This window comes from Oceanibium sediminis (assembly GCF_003265325.1).
GTDB classification, from domain to species: domain Bacteria; phylum Pseudomonadota; class Alphaproteobacteria; order Rhodobacterales; family Rhodobacteraceae; genus Halovulum; species Halovulum sediminis.
Genome location: NZ_QGNX01000001.1, coordinates 141,452 through 157,005 on the forward strand (window position 1 = coordinate 141,452; position 15,554 = coordinate 157,005).

General features: G+C 67.3%; 18 protein-coding genes. 12 read left to right on the forward strand and 6 right to left on the reverse strand.

What is annotated here, in order from left to right; genetic code table 11:
• Positions 1-16 precede the first annotated feature (16 nt).
• Positions 17-988, reverse strand: coding sequence for a glutathione S-transferase family protein (locus DJ029_RS00700; protein WP_112320409.1), 972 nt, complete (start codon positions 986-988; stop codon positions 17-19).
• A gap of 153 nt (positions 989-1,141) precedes the next feature.
• On the opposite strand from DJ029_RS00700, the gene DJ029_RS00705 reads away from it, so the two are divergent.
• The 4 genes from DJ029_RS00705 (at position 1,142) to DJ029_RS00720 (ending at position 4,416) form a co-directional block, all read left to right on the forward strand.
• Positions 1,142-1,501, forward strand: a complete 360-nt coding sequence (locus DJ029_RS00705; protein ID WP_157966220.1) for a hypothetical protein — start codon at positions 1,142-1,144, stop codon at positions 1,499-1,501.
• Between the two features lie 85 nt (positions 1,502-1,586).
• On the forward strand, positions 1,587-2,582 hold the full coding sequence (gene dgcN / locus DJ029_RS00710; protein ID WP_112320411.1) for an N-acetyltransferase DgcN: 996 nt from the start codon (positions 1,587-1,589) through the stop codon (positions 2,580-2,582).
• On the forward strand, positions 2,579-3,547 hold the full coding sequence (dgcA, locus tag DJ029_RS00715; RefSeq protein WP_112320412.1) for an N-acetyl-D-Glu racemase DgcA: 969 nt from the start codon (positions 2,579-2,581) through the stop codon (positions 3,545-3,547). The genes dgcN and dgcA overlap by 4 nt, the downstream gene beginning before the upstream one ends.
• Before the next feature lie 14 nt (positions 3,548-3,561).
• On the forward strand, positions 3,562-4,416 hold the full coding sequence (locus DJ029_RS00720) for a D-amino-acid transaminase (RefSeq protein WP_112320413.1): 855 nt from the start codon (positions 3,562-3,564) through the stop codon (positions 4,414-4,416).
• Positions 4,417-4,479: 63 nt separating this feature from the next.
• Here DJ029_RS00720 and DJ029_RS00725 read toward each other — a convergent pair whose 3' ends face one another.
• Positions 4,480-4,950 (reverse strand): hypothetical protein, encoded by a 471-nt coding sequence (locus DJ029_RS00725; RefSeq protein WP_112320414.1) that lies wholly within the window; start codon positions 4,948-4,950, stop codon positions 4,480-4,482.
• A 130-nt stretch (positions 4,951-5,080) separates the two neighbouring features.
• Here DJ029_RS00725 and pncA point away from each other — a divergent pair, with 130 nt between their 5' ends.
• Together pncA and pncB are read left to right on the forward strand one after the other, a co-directional pair.
• Positions 5,081-5,674, forward strand: coding sequence for a bifunctional nicotinamidase/pyrazinamidase (gene pncA, locus DJ029_RS00730; RefSeq protein WP_112320415.1), 594 nt, complete (start codon positions 5,081-5,083; stop codon positions 5,672-5,674).
• Positions 5,671-6,963 (forward strand): nicotinate phosphoribosyltransferase, encoded by a 1,293-nt coding sequence (gene pncB, locus DJ029_RS00735; RefSeq protein ID WP_112320416.1) that lies wholly within the window; start codon positions 5,671-5,673, stop codon positions 6,961-6,963. Before pncA ends, pncB begins: the two co-directional genes overlap by 4 nt.
• Before the next feature lie 64 nt (positions 6,964-7,027).
• Here the strand turns inward: pncB and DJ029_RS00740 are convergent, their stop codons facing one another.
• The 4 genes from DJ029_RS00740 to DJ029_RS00755 all read right to left on the reverse strand — a co-directional run bounded on the left by DJ029_RS00740 (position 7,028) and on the right by DJ029_RS00755 (position 9,966).
• Complete coding sequence (locus DJ029_RS00740) at positions 7,028-7,267, reverse strand: hypothetical protein (protein WP_112320417.1); 240 nt, start codon at positions 7,265-7,267, stop codon at positions 7,028-7,030.
• 161 nt (positions 7,268-7,428) lie between these two features.
• Entirely contained in the window at positions 7,429-7,716 is a 288-nt protein-coding gene (locus tag DJ029_RS00745) for a hypothetical protein (protein WP_157966221.1), read from the reverse strand.
• A 254-nt stretch (positions 7,717-7,970) separates the two neighbouring features.
• The gene (locus DJ029_RS00750) at positions 7,971-8,150 is read right to left on the reverse strand and encodes a hypothetical protein (protein WP_112320419.1); all 180 of its coding nucleotides are present in this window, start codon (positions 8,148-8,150) and stop codon (positions 7,971-7,973) included.
• A 160-nt stretch (positions 8,151-8,310) separates the two neighbouring features.
• Positions 8,311-9,966 (reverse strand): tetratricopeptide repeat protein, encoded by a 1,656-nt coding sequence (locus tag DJ029_RS00755; protein ID WP_112320420.1) that lies wholly within the window; start codon positions 9,964-9,966, stop codon positions 8,311-8,313.
• Between the two features lie 119 nt (positions 9,967-10,085).
• Between DJ029_RS00755 and DJ029_RS00760 the strand changes: the two genes are divergently transcribed.
• The 6 genes from DJ029_RS00760 (at position 10,086) to DJ029_RS00785 (ending at position 15,546) form a co-directional block, all read left to right on the forward strand.
• The gene (locus DJ029_RS00760; protein WP_112320421.1) at positions 10,086-10,787 is read left to right on the forward strand and encodes an SDR family NAD(P)-dependent oxidoreductase; all 702 of its coding nucleotides are present in this window, start codon (positions 10,086-10,088) and stop codon (positions 10,785-10,787) included.
• Positions 10,788-10,942: 155 nt separating this feature from the next.
• Positions 10,943-11,599, forward strand: coding sequence for an HAD hydrolase-like protein (locus DJ029_RS00765; RefSeq protein WP_112320422.1), 657 nt, complete (start codon positions 10,943-10,945; stop codon positions 11,597-11,599).
• A 9-nt stretch (positions 11,600-11,608) separates the two neighbouring features.
• Positions 11,609-12,607, forward strand: a complete 999-nt coding sequence (locus tag DJ029_RS00770) for a TIGR00341 family protein (RefSeq protein WP_112320423.1) — start codon at positions 11,609-11,611, stop codon at positions 12,605-12,607.
• Between the two features lie 75 nt (positions 12,608-12,682).
• On the forward strand, positions 12,683-13,825 hold the full coding sequence (gene dapE, locus DJ029_RS00775; RefSeq protein WP_112321286.1) for a succinyl-diaminopimelate desuccinylase: 1,143 nt from the start codon (positions 12,683-12,685) through the stop codon (positions 13,823-13,825).
• Positions 13,809-14,762 carry a DMT family transporter gene (locus tag DJ029_RS00780; RefSeq protein WP_112320424.1) on the forward strand — a complete coding sequence of 318 codons (954 nt, stop codon included), beginning with the start codon at positions 13,809-13,811 and terminating at the stop codon, positions 14,760-14,762. Before dapE ends, DJ029_RS00780 begins: the two co-directional genes overlap by 17 nt.
• Before the next feature lie 55 nt (positions 14,763-14,817).
• Positions 14,818-15,546, forward strand: a complete 729-nt coding sequence (locus DJ029_RS00785; RefSeq protein ID WP_112320425.1) for a class II aldolase/adducin family protein — start codon at positions 14,818-14,820, stop codon at positions 15,544-15,546.
• The last annotated feature ends 8 nt before the right edge of the window (positions 15,547-15,554 follow it).

Genomic DNA, 15,554 nt, shown 5'->3' on the forward strand with positions numbered 1-15,554 from the left:
ACCCGCCGGGGGCGAATCAGCCCCGGCCGTGGGGCGCGGACCAGTCCGCTTTGGGCAGCTGCGGGATGATGCGATACGGGTTGATCGAGTCGTGGCTGGCGAAATAGTGCGCCGGGTAGTCGTCGAAAAACACCGTGCCGGATATCCCGGGATGCTGGTACAACTCCCGCGCATAGGCCCAGAGGTTGGGCATCTCGACCAGGCGGTTGCGGCTGCACTTGAAGTGGAAGTGATAGACCAGGTCGAAGCGCGCCAGCGTCGGGAACAGCCTCCAGTCCGCCTCGGTCAGGCGATCGCCCAGCAGGTAGCGCTGGGTCGAGAGCAGTTCCTCGAGCCAGTCGAGCGTCTCGAAGACATCGGCCACCGCGGCGTCATAGGCCGACTGCGACCGGGCGAAACCGGCGCGATAGACGCCGTTGTTGAACGTACGGTAGATCCGCGCGTTGATCCTGTCGATCTGCTCGCGCAGCCCGGCGGGGCAGTAATCGTCGGTATTGCCGGTCAGCCCGTCGAAGGCGCTGTTGAACATGCGGATGATCTCGGCGCTTTCGTTCGAGACGATGGTCTGCCGCTGCTTGTCCCACAGGATCGGCACCGTGGCGCGCGTTGTGACGGCGGGATCGGCCTGCTGGTAGATTTCGCGCAGGTAGCGGCGGCCCGTCAGGCTGTCCTCGCGCCCCTCGGTGCCCGGTGCGAACTCCCACCCGGAGTCGAGCATCAGCGGAATGACGGAATCGACGCTGATCATGTCCGTCAGCCCCTTGAGGGCGCGGAAGATCAGCGTGCGATGCGCCCAGGGGCAGGCTGTCGAGACGTAAAGATGGTATCGGCCCGCCTCTGCCTTGAAACCGCCGACGCCGCTGGGACCGGGGGCGCCATCGGGGGTGATCCAGTTGCGAAACGACGATTCATTGCGCTGAAACGCGCCCGACGCGCTGATGGCCGCCCCCGAATCGCTGTGCCATTTGCCTTCTATCAACTTTCCCATGCGATCCCTCTTCTATGGTCGGTTCAAGATGTAGGTTCGATTCTGCCAGACGCCACAAGACGGACTTGTTCCAGATCGGAAACACGGGAAAGTCCTTTGCGTATACGTCGAAAGAGGCTAAACCTCAGGCAGTTAGCGGTTGGGAGAGTTGAGATGGATGTCACGATGCCCGAAGGCTTTGCAAGGCCTGTCCATCTGCATGAACGCGCCGGGTCCCGCGCCAGGAAGCCCAAGCCGATGAAGGTGCGCTGCTCGGGGGACGATATCCCGGTGGCGGAATGGTGGGGCACCGGCTTTTCGACCGACGCCGCCGCGCCGCGCCTGTCCCGCGGCAATATCGAGATCCTGGTCGGCGGCAAGATCGAGTATCGCGGCCTTGCCTACACCACGGGCGAGGAACGGGGCCGCCGCAGCTATGCCTTCAAGCACATGCAGGACGCCACGCAAGCCCAGCCGCTCGATTACCCCGAGGTGCGTCCAAAGCCCACAGGTCTGATCACGCAAAAGCCCTGAACTGGGTCTATCCCCGCAGCTAGAGTGACGCGAAGTCTGGGCACAGATCCAGAATCACTCACTTTTTCAAGCGGAGACGACTTTCATGATCAATGGCCCCTACTTGCTGTTCCTCGGCGATGCACCGGACCCTCTGGCCGCGAAAGTTGCGCAAGGCATCCGTGACTGGCGGCCCGACGCCAGCGTCGGGCAGTTGCGCCTTGCGGGCTGCAACGCGGACATGGGACTTGCGGACATGAGCGTGGCCGAGGCGGTCGACGCCGGGGCCAAGACGCTGGTGATCGGGGTGGCGAACCGGGGCGGCATGATTTCCGACACCTGGATCGAAGCGCTGATCGAGGCGCTGGAAGCCGGGCTCGACATCGCGTCGGGGCTGCACAACCTGCTGCGGGACGAGCCGCGCCTGGTGGAAGCCGCGAACCGCCTTGGCCGCCAGTTGCATGACGTGCGCATCCCGTCGGTGAAATACCCCATCGCCAACGGCAAGAAACGCACCGGCAAGCGGCTGCTGGCGATCGGCACCGATTGCTCCATCGGCAAGATGTACACCGCCATCGCGATGGAGCGCGTGATGCTTGAGCGGGGCATGAAGGCGACCTTCCGCGCCACCGGGCAGACCGGCATCCTGATCACCGGCGACGGCGTGCCGCTCGATGCGGTGGTGGCCGATTTCATGGCTGGCGCGGTGGAATACCTGACGCCGGACAACGACGCCGACCACTGGGACCTGATCGAGGGACAGGGCAGCCTGTTCCACGCCTCCTACTCGGGCGTCACCATGGCGCTGATCCACGGCGGCCAGCCCGACGCGCTGATCCTCTGCCATGAGCCGACGCGCACCCACATGCGCGGGCTGCCGGACTACGCCCTGCCCTCGCTCGAGGAATTGCGCGACATCGGCCTGACCCTGGCGCAGGTGGTGAACAAGGGCGCGCAGGTGATCGGCATCTCGGTCAACACCTCGGCCATGGAGCGTCCGGCGGCGGAAGCCTACCTGGCCGAGCTGGAGCAGCGCTTCGGCCTGCCGGCGGTGGACCCCTTCGCGCAAGGCGCGGACCGGCTGGTCGACGCGCTGCCATGACCATCACAGTACACCGCGACAGCCTTGCCCTGCGCGAGGCGTTCACCATCTCGCGCGGGTCGCGCACCGCCGCCGAGGTGCTGCGCGTGACCATCACCCGCGACGGCGTCACCGGCCAGGGCGAATGCGTGCCCTACAAGCGCTATGGCGAAAGCATGGACAGCGTCGAGCAGGCCATACGTGCCCTGCCCCAGGACATCACCCGCGAAGAATTGCAGGATGCGCTGCCCGCCGGCGCGGCGCGCAACGCGGTGGACTGCGCGCTCTGGGACCTGGAGGCGAAGGCGGCGGGCAAGCCGGTCTGGGCCCTTGCCGGTCAACCCGAACCGGGGCCGGTGCAAACGGCGTTTACCCTGTCGCTCGGCTCACCCGTCGCGATGCGCGCGCAGGCCAGCCGCCATGCCGCGCGCCCGCTGCTGAAGGTCAAGCTGGGCGCCGGGGCCGAGGATGCGGAGCGGATCCGCGCGGTACGCGCCGGCGCACCCGATGCGCGGATCATCGTCGACGCAAACGAGGGGTGGAGCCTTGAGGAATACAAGGCCCTGGCCCCTGAATTCGTCGCCCTAGGGGTGGAGCTGGTCGAACAGCCCCTGCCCGCCGGGCAGGATGAGGCCCTGCGCGGGATCGCGCGGCCCCTGCCCGTCTGCGCCGACGAAAGCTGCCATGACCGCGCCTCTTTGCCGGACCTGCGGGGGAAGTACGACATGGTCAACATCAAGCTCGACAAGACCGGCGGCCTGACCGAGGCGCTGGCCCTGCGCGATGCCGCCGTGGCGGAAGGCTATGACATCATGATCGGCTGCATGGTCGGCTCGTCCCTGGCGATGGCGCCGGCCGTGCTGCTGGCGCAGGGCGCGACGGTGACCGACCTGGACGGCCCGCTGCTGCTGGCGGAGGATCGCGATCCGCCACTGTTTTACGACGACAAGGGGGCTCACCCCGCAGATTCCCGGCTTTGGGGATAAGAAGGAGAAGGCGCATGAGCCGTACCGTTTATGTGAATGGCGACTACCTGCCCGAGGAAGAGGCGAAGATCTCGGTCTTCGACCGGGGCTTCCTGATGGCCGATGGCGTTTACGAGGTGACCTCGGTGCTGAAAGGCAAGCTGATCGACTTCCCCGGGCACATGGCGCGGCTCGACCGCTCGCTCGGGGAACTGGATCTGACGCTTCCGGTCAGCCATGACGAGCTGCTCGCCATCCACCGCAAGCTGGTGGAGGCGAACAACATCGTCGAGGGCTTGATCTACATGCAGGTCACGCGCGGCGCGGCCGACCGGGACTTTACCTTCCCCGAAGACGCGACACCCAGCCTGGTGCTGTTCACCCAGAGCAAAGCGCTGATCGAGAACCCGGCGGCGGCGCGCGGCATCAAGGTGATCGCGGTGCCCGACCAGCGCTGGGCGCGGCGCGATATCAAGACCGTGCAGCTCCTGGCGCCCTCGCTGGCCAAGATGGAGGCGAAGCGCGCGGGCAAGGACGACGCCTGGATGATCGAGGACGGTTTCGTGACCGAGGGGACCTCGAACAACGCCTATATCGTGACCCGCGACGGGCGGATCATAACCCGCGACCTGTCAAACAGGATCCTGCACGGCATCACCCGCGCCGCTGTTCTGGCCTGTGCCCGCGACGCGCAGATGCAGGTGGAGGAACGCCCCTTCACCCTGTCCGAGGCGCAGGACGCGGCGGAGGCGTTCATCACCTCCGCCTCGGGCTTCGTCATGCCGGTGGTCGAGGTGGACGGCACCACGCTGGGCGACGGCACGCCGGGGCCGGTCGCGAAACGGCTGCGCGAGATCTATATCGCCGAAAGCCTGAAACACGCGATCTGATGCGGACCAGGGTGGGTTGGGAAAACCCACCCTACCTTGGCCGCGCCCTGCGTCTGCGTCGGCTCAGGGCTTTGCGGCGGTCGGCTGCGGCTCACCCGCGCGGGCGGCAAGCGCATCACGCGCTGCATCACAGACGGCTGCGGGCGGCCGGCCCGGGCTACCCTGCTCCAACATCAGCGCGCGGGTCGTGGAATCCGCGATGCCCAGCGCATCCAGAAGCGCCGTCGCGATGGCGCGGCGCGCCTCGGGCTCGGGCAGGTTTTCCGCGTCGAGCGCCATCACATCCGACAACAACTGGCGGCGCAGTGTCAGCTCCTCGGCCACCAGCCCGTCGATGACGCTGGCGACGAGGTCCTGCTCTCCGCAGGCATTCAGCACCTCCAGCTGGGCGATCTGGCGGCGGATGCCGTCGAATTCCTCAAGGTAGCGGCTGGTGACATAGCCCATCACGCGCGCCGCGGGGTCCTGCTGCTGCGCGGGCAGGGCCGTCGCACTGGCGGCGAGGGCGGCGAGGGCAAGGATTGGCAGGCGCATGGGGCTCTCCTATCGCGGTGGCTTCCTGCTCCTACCCCGCGCAGCCCCGCGTGTCACGCCGCGCCCGGCCTTGACCTTGCCAGTCGCAGTTGGGACAACCGTGCGGAACAACAAGCGGGAGGGGACCGGAATGTCCAAGGCGCTGATCGTGATCGATGTGCAAAACGACTTCTGCCCCGGCGGCGCACTGGCCGTGAGCGACGGCGACGCGGTGGTTCCGGTCATCAACGCGATGATGGAGGATTTCGACACTGTCCTCTACACGCAGGACTGGCACCCCGAAAACCACCTGTCCTTCGCCGACAACCACCCCGGCGCCGAGCCGTTTTCCACCACCGTCCTGCCCTATGGTACCCAAGTCCTGTGGCCCGCGCATTGCGTGCAGGGAACCGACGGGGCGGCGTTCCACAAGGACTTGCGCCTGATGGGCGACCTGGTGATCCGCAAGGGCTTCCGCCCGGAAATCGACAGCTACTCCGCGTTTTTCGAGAATGACCAGACCACGCGCACCGGGCTGGCCGGGTACCTGCGCGACCGCGGCATCACCGAACTGACCTTCGCCGGGCTGGCCACGGATTTCTGCGTGGCCTGGTCCGCGCTCGACGCGGTGAAGGAAGGGTTCTCGGCAACCGTCCGGATGGACGCCTGCCGCGCGATCGACCTTGACGGCTCGCTCGACGCGGCGGTGGCCAACCTGAAATCCGCCGGGGTGACCCTGGCATGATCGACCTGGCCAAACGCGTCCACGACCACACCTGGAAGATCGACCCGGTCGTCCGCTCGCTTCTGGATACGGATTTCTACAAGCTCTTGATGGCGCAGACCGTGCAGAAGCGCCATGCCGACGTGCAGGTGACCTTCAGCCTGATCAACCGCTCCAAGGACGTGCCCCTGGCCAAGCTGATCGACGAGGGCGAGCTGCGCGAGCAGCTGGACCACGTGCGCACCCTGCGCCTCAGCCGGGGGGAGGTGACCTGGCTGCGCGGCAACACCTTCTACGGTAAGCAGCGCATGTTCACCCCCGAATTCATCGAGTGGTTCGAGGCGTTCCGCATGCCCCCCTACCACCTTGAGCGGGTCGAGGATCAGTACGAGCTGACCTTCGAAGGCCCCTGGCCCGACGTGATGCTGTGGGAAGTCCCGGCCCTCGCGATCCTGATGGAGCTGCGCTCACGCGCGGTGCTGCGCCACATGGGCAAGCTGGACCTGCAGGTGCTCTACGCCCGCGCCATGACCCGGGTGTGGGAAAAGATCCAGGCGCTGAGCGCGCTGCCGAACCTGCGGATCTCGGACTTCGGGACGCGGCGGCGGCATGGGTTCCTGTGGCAGGACTGGTGCGTGCAGGCGATGATCGAAGGGCTGGGGGACCGCTTCACCGGCACCTCCAACTGCCTGATCGCGCTGAGGCGCGAGGTGGAGGCGATCGGCACCAACGCCCATGAACTGCCCATGGTCTATGCCGCCCTGGCCGAGGATGACCGGGCGCTGGCCTCCAGCCCTTACAGGGTGCTGGAAAACTGGCAGAAGGACTATGACGGCAACCTGCTGATCATCCTGCCCGACACCTACGGGTCCGAGGTTTTCCTGCGCCGCGCGCCGGCGTGGATGTCCACCTGGACGGGGATCAGGATCGATTCCGGCGACCCGGCCACCGGGGCGGAAAACGCCATCGCCTGGTGGAAGTCGAACGGCCAGGACCCGCGGGGCAAGCTGGTGATCTTCTCCGACGGGCTGGACGTGGACAAGATCACCGAGCTTTACGCACGGTTCGACGGGCGGGTGAAACTGGGCTTCGGTTGGGGCACCCTGCTGACCAACGATTTCCGCGGCTTTGCGCCGGACGACGGGCTTAAGCCCTTCAGCCTTGTCTGCAAGGCGATCAGCGCGAATGGCAGCCCGACGGTGAAGCTGTCGGACAATGTCGCGAAGGCCATGGGCCCGGACGCGGAAATCGCCCGCTACAAGCGCGTGTTCAACATGGAAACCCAGCAGGAGGCGGAGCTGATCGTCTGATCCGCCCCACCGGCCGCCGTGTCAGGGTCCGGTCCGCCGCACCTGGCGGCGGCCGCGTAGAACGCTATCGTCCATCGTCGCAACGCCCGGCGCGGCCAGAAGCGGCGCGCGCGCGCGCGGCGGCAGCTGCGACGCAGGCTCCGCCCCGGGGGGCCGGGGCGGTGGCCATGAAATCCTCGGACAGGTTGTAGGCCTTCATGATCTGGCGATGCCGGTCGTCGATCAGGGCGATCAGGACCCGGTCGACCATGGCGCGGCGGCGGCTGCTGGCTTCTTCTTCTGTCAAATCGCCGAATTCAAACATCTTCTGGGCCCTTTGATGACTGTCCCCCATATGTGGCGCGGGGGGTCATGGCAGGCAACCGGCTAACAGCGTTAACGAATGTTAGCCTTTACAAGTCATGAACGGCGGAGGCCGGCGCAAGCGCGCCGGCCATCCCCGGGCTTTCGCGCCGCTGTCGTGCGTCAGCCGCACTCGCCCGCGGGGTCCGGCCGGCCCCGTGCCGCAAGGCGCCCGACGCTGCCGGTGCACAGGACCGCGATATTCACCGCCCCCTGGTCGTTAAGGGCGTCGCGGGTGAGTTTGCGGGACATGCTGCCGGCGGGCAGATCGACGGCGAGGATCACGGGCCCCGCGACGGCGGCCCCCCGATCGGCCTTGCGCGCCGCGCTGTCGGCATTGGCCGCGACAGAGGTGGCGAGCAGGACGCTCAGGGCAATGTTTGCGATGCGGGTTGTCAGGGCGGATGTCATGCTGTTCTCCATGTGAGAGGTTTTCCAGGGCGACGCATCTTCGCGTTCGTTGACCTGACCATAGCAAAGCCGCCTGCGCGGTAATGTTACCGGCGCAACACCGAAACAAATTCATTCCGATTTTAGTTATTTTATTTCAACGCGACTTGGGTGCCGCGACTTTTTACAAGGAAGGCTCGGGGAATACAGACCGGCGAGCGGCGACCCGCTGCATCGCCCGCGCAAGGCTGCGAAGCGGGAATGTGTCCCGGAAATCAGAGATCCTGCGCGGGGCGCGAAACCACGCCCTGCGCATTCGGCAGGGCGGCACGGGCGGCGTCGGTGGAGTCCGGTGCACCCTGGCTGGCGCGATCGGCAAGATCCGCCGCAAAGCCGAGGAAAAGAACGGCTGCGACACTGGCGATCAGCAGGCGGGGCACTCGGTTCTTGCGCATGTCGACCCTCATCAGTGCTTGCACGGGCCGCAGGGCGCGACCGATGGGGTCACCTTGGCGCAGGTCCCCTTTACAAACTGTTAGAAAAGGAACACTCCGCCCGCCTTCAATGCCGCAACACGCGGATTTGAACCGCAAATGCGCCCGCCTGTGCGTTCCGTCACGCCATGGCAGAGCGCGCGCAGAAGCAGGAAGCCTTCACCGGCACGTCCGCCCGCGCCCGCGCGATATCGAGCTGGCGGCGGATATGGGCGCGCTCGACACGCTCCCCCCGCGCCGCGAGACAGGCGTCCAGCCCCGTCAGGCTCCAGATGTTGCCCGGATGCTGGGACGAGCGCGCAAGCCTGCCGTCAAGCCCGAGGTCGGCGCGGTAGACCGCCTCCGCCTCTTCCATGCGGCCCTGTTCGCTCAGCAGTGCGCCCAGCGCGTGGCGGGCGGGCTGCATCCAGCCCCAGGGCTCGTCATAGGGCAGCGCATCGTCCAGCGCGACTGAGCGGCGCAGGTGGTCGAAGGCCACGTCGTGATTGCCGCGCCGGTACTCCAACTCTCCGCGCAGCATTTCCGAGGCGATGTCCAGGAGGTCGGGCACGATATTGTTATGCACCCGCCGCCGGTCGGTCACGCGCGTGCGGGCAGCGTCGAAGGCGCGGGCCTCCGCCTCCGCCTCGGGCACATTGCCGAGGGCGGAATGGGCGACGGAGCGGGCGTAGCGCATCAGCGCCGTGGTGCAGGTGTAAAGCGCGGCATCCTTGGGCAGGGGTTGGGCGAGGATTTCCGCCCAGCGCCCGAAGCGGATCAGGACGTGCTGCTTCATGGCGAAGTAGCCCTCGGTGAAATCCGCCATCGGCGGACTTTCCAGGCGCAGCACCTCCTCCGGCAGTTCGGCCATCAACGCCTCGGCCGCCTCAAGCGCGGGCTGGTACTGACCCAGGAACATCGCGCCGTAGATCGCGAAATGCAGGTTGTGGATGCGATAGCCGGTATAGCGGTTCAACGCCCCGGCCCAGGCCTTGTACTTCGCGTCCACGCCGTGGGCCTTCAGGTTGTAGTGCAGCGTGTCGCGATAATCCCCGCAGAGCACGTCGATATGGGTGGGCATGTGGATCAGGTGGCCCGCATCGGGCACCATGCCGCGCAGCCGGTCGCCGTGGCGCAAGGCGCGCTCGGGGAAGGGCGACATCTCCATCAGGTGAACGTAGAGGTGCAGCAGCCCGGGGTGATCCCAGGACGCCGGGACCTCGGCGAAGATCCGCTCCAACAGGGTCACCGCGTCCGCGGTCTGCGCATCCTTGGCAGCGGCGCCCGTGGACAGGTCCCACATCTGCCAGGGCGTGCGGTTCATGATCGCCTCGGCGAAGATCGCCTGGATATCCAGGTCTTCGGGGTGCTCTGAAGCAACCGCGCGCATCGCGTCGCAATAGTCGAACAGCCAGGGCAGCATGTCGTCCGCCGGATCCGCCTGCGGATAGCGCGCGGGCAGGGCCCGGATCAGAGCGGCTTCCGGCGCAGTGACGGAATCGACCAGCGACAGCGCGGTTTGCGCGGCCTCGTGCCCGATCTTCAGCGCCAGGGCCCGGCCCTTGGGGTCGAACAGGTGCCAGGGCATGTTGTAGTTCGGCCCGGCGGCATAGGCGATGCCCCAGAACGCCATGGCGCAGTGCGGGTCCGCCTCCGCCGCGCGGCGGAAGCATTCGACCGCCTCCTCGTGGTTATAGGCGTAGGTCCAGTTCAGCCCGCGGTCGAACCATGTCTGCGCCGTGGCCGAGGAGGTCGTCACGGGGCGCGCATACGTGCCAAGGTCGAAGGGATAGTCCATGGGCGTCACCTTTCGCGGTTGATGCAGAACCCTAGCCGAGGGCCCCGCGCCAGACCAGCCTTGGGCGCGATGCGCCCGGCGTGCTAGGCTGCGCGGTGGAATAACAAGGAGGAAGTCTGATGAGCGCACCTGTCGCAGTCATTGTGGGCGTCGGCCCGGGAAACGGGATGGCCTTCGCCAATCGCTTCGCGAAAGAAGGGTATCGCGTCGCCCTGCTGTCGCGGGACGCCAGCCAGATGGACGCCTACGCCAGCCAGATCGACGGCGCGCGGGGCTATCCCGGCGACGTCACCGACACCGGCCAGATTGACGCCAGTTTCGCGAAGATCCAGTCGGACCTCGGCCCGGTGGAAACCGTAGTCTACAACGCCGGCTCCGGTGCCTGGGGCAACGTGGACGAGCTGACGCCCGAGGACCTGGCCGCCAACATGGACGTCAACGCCACGGGACTGATGCGCGTGGCCAAGGCGGTCCTGCCCCAGATGCGCGGCAAGGGGCACGGCAACCTGATCGTGATCGGTGCCGGCGCAGCGCTGCGCGGGCGGCCCGGCACCATCGCATTTGCGGCCGGAAAGGCGGCGCAACGTTCGGTCGCGCAATCGCTGGCGCGCCAGCTCGGGCCCGAGCGGATCCACGTCGCCTATGTCGTCATCGACGGCGCGATCGACCTGGAACGCACCCGCGCACGGATGCCCGACGCCGGGAGCGACGACTTCCTGAAGCCCGAGGCGATCGCCGACGCGGTCTGGGGGCTGACGCGTCAGCACCCCTCTGCCTGGTCGTTCGAGATCGACCTGCGTCCGTTCAAGGAAAACTGGTGATCGGCGCGCCCCGGTGAGCGGGTCGCCCTCCCCTGTCTGCCGTGCGCGCCCGCGATGCGGCGGGCCGGGGCGCGGCAGGCCCTTCGGCGGCACTGGACAGGACCGCCTGCGCCCGCTACCGAAGCGAAACCACCGAGACATGCGGAGCAGAGGCCATGCAAGCCATCTTCCTCGACCTTGACGGAACACTGATCGATCCGAAGGTCGGGATCACCACCAGCATCCAGTACGCGTTGCGCGAAATCGGCGCCGAGGTGCCCCATGCCGACGACCTGACCTGGTGCATCGGGCCGCCGCTGTGGAACTCCTTCGCCGTGCTGCTCGGCCCCGGCGCGGACCTGGACGAGGCGGTGGGCCTCTACCGTGAGCGTTTCGCGAAGGACGGGATCTACGAGGCGGAGATCTACGACGGCGTCGGCGAGATGCTGGAAGACCTGCGCGACACGGGCGCGGCGCTCTATGTCGCGACGTCGAAACCCCATACCTATGCACAGACGATCCTCGATCATTTCGGGATCAGCGCCTGGGTGGACGGGCTGTTCGGCTCTGAACTGGACGGCACCAACGCGGAAAAGACGCAGCTTCTGGCGCATGCGCTGGCCGAAACCGGGGTGGACCCGGCGCGCGCGATCATGCTGGGCGACCGGCGCTTCGATATCGAGGGGGCGCGCAACAACGACATTCCCTCCATCGGGGCGCTTTGGGGCTATGCGGACGAGGGCGAATTGCACATGATCGAACCCGACGCGATGGCCGGCCACCCCGAGGAGGTGGCGGAACTCGCGCTCGAACTCATGGGATTGGAGCCCTGAACCCACGCCATGGAAACCCGCATCATCCAGATCATCCTGCCCCACGGGATCGCCGACAAGGCGGCCGAGGTGCTGGAGCCGCTGGACGCGGCGAACTGGTGGCGGATGCCGCTGTCCGACGATGAGGATTCGCGCGAACAGTTCTTCGTCCTGACCAAGCCCCACGAAGCGCAGGACGTGATGGACAAGCTCAGCGCCTGCCTCGAGGGTGAGGAAGGCTGGCGCCAGATCCTGCTGCCGGTGGAGGCGGTCGCCCCAGACCTGCTGAGCGAGGATGAAGAAAAGGAACTGCGCACCAAGTCGCTGACCGCCGCGCGGGAAGAAATCCTGGCGGATGTGCGCGACAACGCGGCCCTGACCCCCGATTACCTGGTGCTGACCGGGCTTTCCACGGTGGTCGCGGCGATCGGGCTGAACCACGACCAGGTCGCGGCGGTGATCGGGGCGATGGTCATCGCCCCCCTGCTCGGCCCGCTGATGGGGCTTGCGCTGGGCGTCGCGCTGGGGCTGCACCGCTTGCTGCTGTCCTCGGCCCTGTCGTTGGCGGCGGGGCTTGGCGTGTGTGTCCTGGTCAGCGCCGGCGCCGCGATGCTGATGACCCTGAACCAGGAAAGCCAGCTTCTGAACTACACCCAGCCCATAACCCTGTCGACGATGGCGCTGGCGCTTGCCTCCGGCGCGGCGGCGGGGCTGGCGACGACGGGCAGCAAGACAAGCTCGCTGGTCGGGGTGATGGTCGCCGCCGCCGTGCTGCCGCCGGTGGCCGCCGCGGGCCTTCTGCTGGCGGGCGGCGAGTACCAGGAAGCGACGCGCGCCAGCTTCATCGTGATCGTGAACGTGGTCTGCATCACGCTGGCCGCGCAGATCGTCTTCATCTCCAAGGGGGTGCGGCCGCGGCAATGGTCGGAACTGAAGGCGGCCGAAACCTCCAGCCGGATGAACCTGGTCACGCTGGGGGGCTTCGCGCTCGTCCTCGCGGCGGTGCTGCTTTTCTGGGACTACGTCTGACTCGCGCCGGGCCGGTCCCTGCCGCCTTGTCTTTGCCGCTTTAACGGTGCGCGGCGCGCTGCTATGCAATCCTCCATGACAATCGATCCCGTTGACCTGACCGCCCGCCTTGTCCGCTGCCCTTCCGTCACGCCCGAGGAAGGGGGGGCGCTCGTGATGCTGGACACGCTGCTCAGCCAGGCCGGGTTTCGGACCACCCGGGTGGACCGCGGCGGTATCGCCAACCTCTACGCCCGCTGGGGCGAGGGGAGGAACGGTCGCAGCTTTGGCTTCAACGGCCACACCGACGTGGTGCCGATCGGCAACCGCGACGACTGGTCCGTCGATCCCTTCGGGGCCGAGATCATCGACGGCTACCTCTACGGGCGCGGCGCGACGGACATGAAGTCCGGCGTCGCCGCCTTCGCCGCCGCCGCCATCGACTTCGTCAGCGAAACCCCGCCCGACGGCTCGATCATCCTTGCGATCACCGGCGACGAGGAAGGCGAGGCGACCGACGGCACCGCAGCCCTGCTCGACTGGATGGAAGAAGCGGGCGAGCGCATGGACGTCTGCCTTGTGGGGGAGCCGACCTGCCCTGCCACCATGGGCGAAATGATGAAGATCGGACGCCGCGGCTCGATGACCGCCTACCTGACGGCGACCGGCGTGCAGGGCCACGCCGCCTATCCCCACCGCGCCCGGAATCCGCTGCACGCGCTGACCCGGCTGCTGAGCGATATGATCGCCGAACCGCTGGACGACGGCACCGAGCATTTCGACCCGACCACCTTGCAGATCACCACCATCGACGCGGGCAACCCCGCCAACAACGTGATCCCAGCCACCGGGCGCGCGACGGTCAACATCCGGTTTTCCGACGCCCACAGCTCCGACACGATCGCGGCCTGGATCCGCGAGAAGGCGGCGACCGTCAGCGCGGAGTCGGGCGTGAGCATCGACGTGGCGATCAAGGTCTCGGGCGAAAGCTTCCTGACGCCGCCCGGCGACCTGTCGGAACTGGTCGCCACCGCGGTCGCGGCCGAGACGGGGATTCGCCCCGTCGCCTCCACCTCCGGGGGGACATCCGACGCGCGCTTCGTGAAATCCCATTGCCCGGTGGTCGAATTCGGCCTGGTGGGCGAGCGGATGCACGCGGTGGACGAGCGGGTGAAGATCGCCGACATCAACACGCTGAAAGCGGTCTACCGCCGAATACTGAATGACTATTTCGCCTGACGGGCCCGGGGGCGCCCCCCCTCCCGAAGGTATCCTGCCGCCGCTGACGGACCGGGTCCTGCTGGGCATCGGGCTGATGATCGCCTTCGCGCTGCTGGCGCCGGGCATCGACATCTTCGCCAAGCTCGCCACGCAGACCGCCTCCCCCGGGGAGGTGGCGCTGGCCCGTTTCGCGGTGCAGGCGGCAGCACTCTGGCCGATGATCTGGCTGATCCGGCGGCCCTGCCGGATGACCCGCCGCCAGCTGTGGCTGCACGCGCTGCGCGGCGCGCTGATGGGGGCCGCGACGCTGTGCTTCATCACCGCCGTCAGCGTCATGCCGGTCGCGGACGCCATCGCCATCTTCTTCGTCGAGCCGCTGATCCTGACCCTGCTGTCCGCCTGGCTGCTGGGCGAGGTGGTCGGCCCGCGCCGCGTGCTGGCCTGCGCGCTCGGCTTCGTCGGGGCGCTGATCGTGGTGCGGCCCTCGTTCCAGGATATCGGCTGGGTGGCGGTGCTGCCGCTGGTCACCGCGCTGGCCTTTGCCTTCTACCTGATCCTGACCCGCCAGGCCCGGGCCGAGGATCCGCTGGTCATGCAGGGGATCGCCGGGCTTTTCGGCGTCGCCTTCCTCGGGATCGGCCTGCTGACCGGCCCAACGCTCGGGCTGGCGGTTCTGACCCCCGTCGGGGCGAACGGGCTCGCGCTGGTCTACATGGCGATGGTCGGGGTGATGGCCACCATCTCGCACCTGTTCCTCGTCTACGCGTTCCGCTTCGCGCCCGCCGCGACCCTGGCGCCGCTGCAATACCTCGAGATCATCGCCGCCACGGCCTTCGGCTACTGGGTCTTCGGCGATTTCCCCGACGCCATCAAATGGGCCGGGATCGCGATCATCGTCGCCTCGGGGCTGTTCGTCTTCTGGCGCGAGCAACTGGCGGCGCAACGCGCCCGCTGAACTGGAACCCACGACGCCGCGCTGATAGCCTACCCCCAAAGACCAAGGAGCCCCCATGACAGAGTCCCAGGACCGCGCCGACCTGGCCGCCGCCTTCCATCTTGCCGTGCGCATGAACTGGCACGAAGGGGTGGCCAACCACTTCTCGCTGGCCACGAACGACGCGGGCACACGCTTCCTCATCAACCCGAACGCGGTGCATTTTTCCCATGTCACCGCGTCGAATCTGCTGGAACTGGACGCCAACGATCCCACCACGCTGGACCAGCCGAACGCCCCCGATCCCACCGCCTGGGGGCTGCATGGCGCGCTGCACCGCCACGTGCCCTGGGCGCGCTGCGCGCTGCACCTGCACCCGAAGTATTCCACCGTCCTCGCCAGCCTGGCCGACAGCAGCCTTCCCCCGATCGACCAGAACTGCGCGATGTTCTATGACCGCGTGGTGATCGACGACGGCTACACCGGCCTCGCCTTCGAGGAAGAGGGCGAGCGGATCTGCAAACAGTTCACCGATCCCCGCAAGACGGTGATGGTCATGGGCAACCATGGCGTCATGGTCGTCGGCCCGTCCGTGGCCGAGGCGTGGAACACGCTCTACTACTTCGAGCGCGCGGCCGAGACCTATATCACCGCCCTCTCCACCGGCCGGCCGCTGCGGGTGCTGAGCCACAACATCGCCCTGAAGACGGCGGAGGAGATGAACGCCCAGACCAACCTGACCGCCGCCCACCTGGCCGAGATGCGCCGCATCCTGGATGCTGAAGGGGCCGCATACCTGCAGTGAACCACCTC

Coding starts and splice junctions, on each gene's coding strand:
- DJ029_RS00700 (WP_112320409.1), bottom strand. CDS start 988: ATGGGAAAGTTGATAGAAGGCAAATGGCACAGCGATTCGGGGGCGGCC.
- DJ029_RS00705 (WP_157966220.1), top strand. CDS start 1,142: ATGGATGTCACGATGCCCGAAGGCTTTGCAAGGCCTGTCCATCTGCAT.
- dgcN (WP_112320411.1), top strand. CDS start 1,587: ATGATCAATGGCCCCTACTTGCTGTTCCTCGGCGATGCACCGGACCCT.
- dgcA (WP_112320412.1), top strand. CDS start 2,579: ATGACCATCACAGTACACCGCGACAGCCTTGCCCTGCGCGAGGCGTTC.
- DJ029_RS00720 (WP_112320413.1), top strand. CDS start 3,562: ATGAGCCGTACCGTTTATGTGAATGGCGACTACCTGCCCGAGGAAGAG.
- DJ029_RS00725 (WP_112320414.1), bottom strand. CDS start 4,950: ATGCGCCTGCCAATCCTTGCCCTCGCCGCCCTCGCCGCCAGTGCGACG.
- pncA (WP_112320415.1), top strand. CDS start 5,081: ATGTCCAAGGCGCTGATCGTGATCGATGTGCAAAACGACTTCTGCCCC.
- pncB (WP_112320416.1), top strand. CDS start 5,671: ATGATCGACCTGGCCAAACGCGTCCACGACCACACCTGGAAGATCGAC.
- DJ029_RS00740 (WP_112320417.1), bottom strand. CDS start 7,267: ATGTTTGAATTCGGCGATTTGACAGAAGAAGAAGCCAGCAGCCGCCGC.
- DJ029_RS00745 (WP_157966221.1), bottom strand. CDS start 7,716: ATGACATCCGCCCTGACAACCCGCATCGCAAACATTGCCCTGAGCGTC.
- DJ029_RS00750 (WP_112320419.1), bottom strand. CDS start 8,150: ATGCGCAAGAACCGAGTGCCCCGCCTGCTGATCGCCAGTGTCGCAGCC.
- DJ029_RS00755 (WP_112320420.1), bottom strand. CDS start 9,966: ATGGACTATCCCTTCGACCTTGGCACGTATGCGCGCCCCGTGACGACC.
- DJ029_RS00760 (WP_112320421.1), top strand. CDS start 10,086: ATGAGCGCACCTGTCGCAGTCATTGTGGGCGTCGGCCCGGGAAACGGG.
- DJ029_RS00765 (WP_112320422.1), top strand. CDS start 10,943: ATGCAAGCCATCTTCCTCGACCTTGACGGAACACTGATCGATCCGAAG.
- DJ029_RS00770 (WP_112320423.1), top strand. CDS start 11,609: ATGGAAACCCGCATCATCCAGATCATCCTGCCCCACGGGATCGCCGAC.
- dapE (WP_112321286.1), top strand. CDS start 12,683: ATGACAATCGATCCCGTTGACCTGACCGCCCGCCTTGTCCGCTGCCCT.
- DJ029_RS00780 (WP_112320424.1), top strand. CDS start 13,809: ATGACTATTTCGCCTGACGGGCCCGGGGGCGCCCCCCCTCCCGAAGGT.
- DJ029_RS00785 (WP_112320425.1), top strand. CDS start 14,818: ATGACAGAGTCCCAGGACCGCGCCGACCTGGCCGCCGCCTTCCATCTT.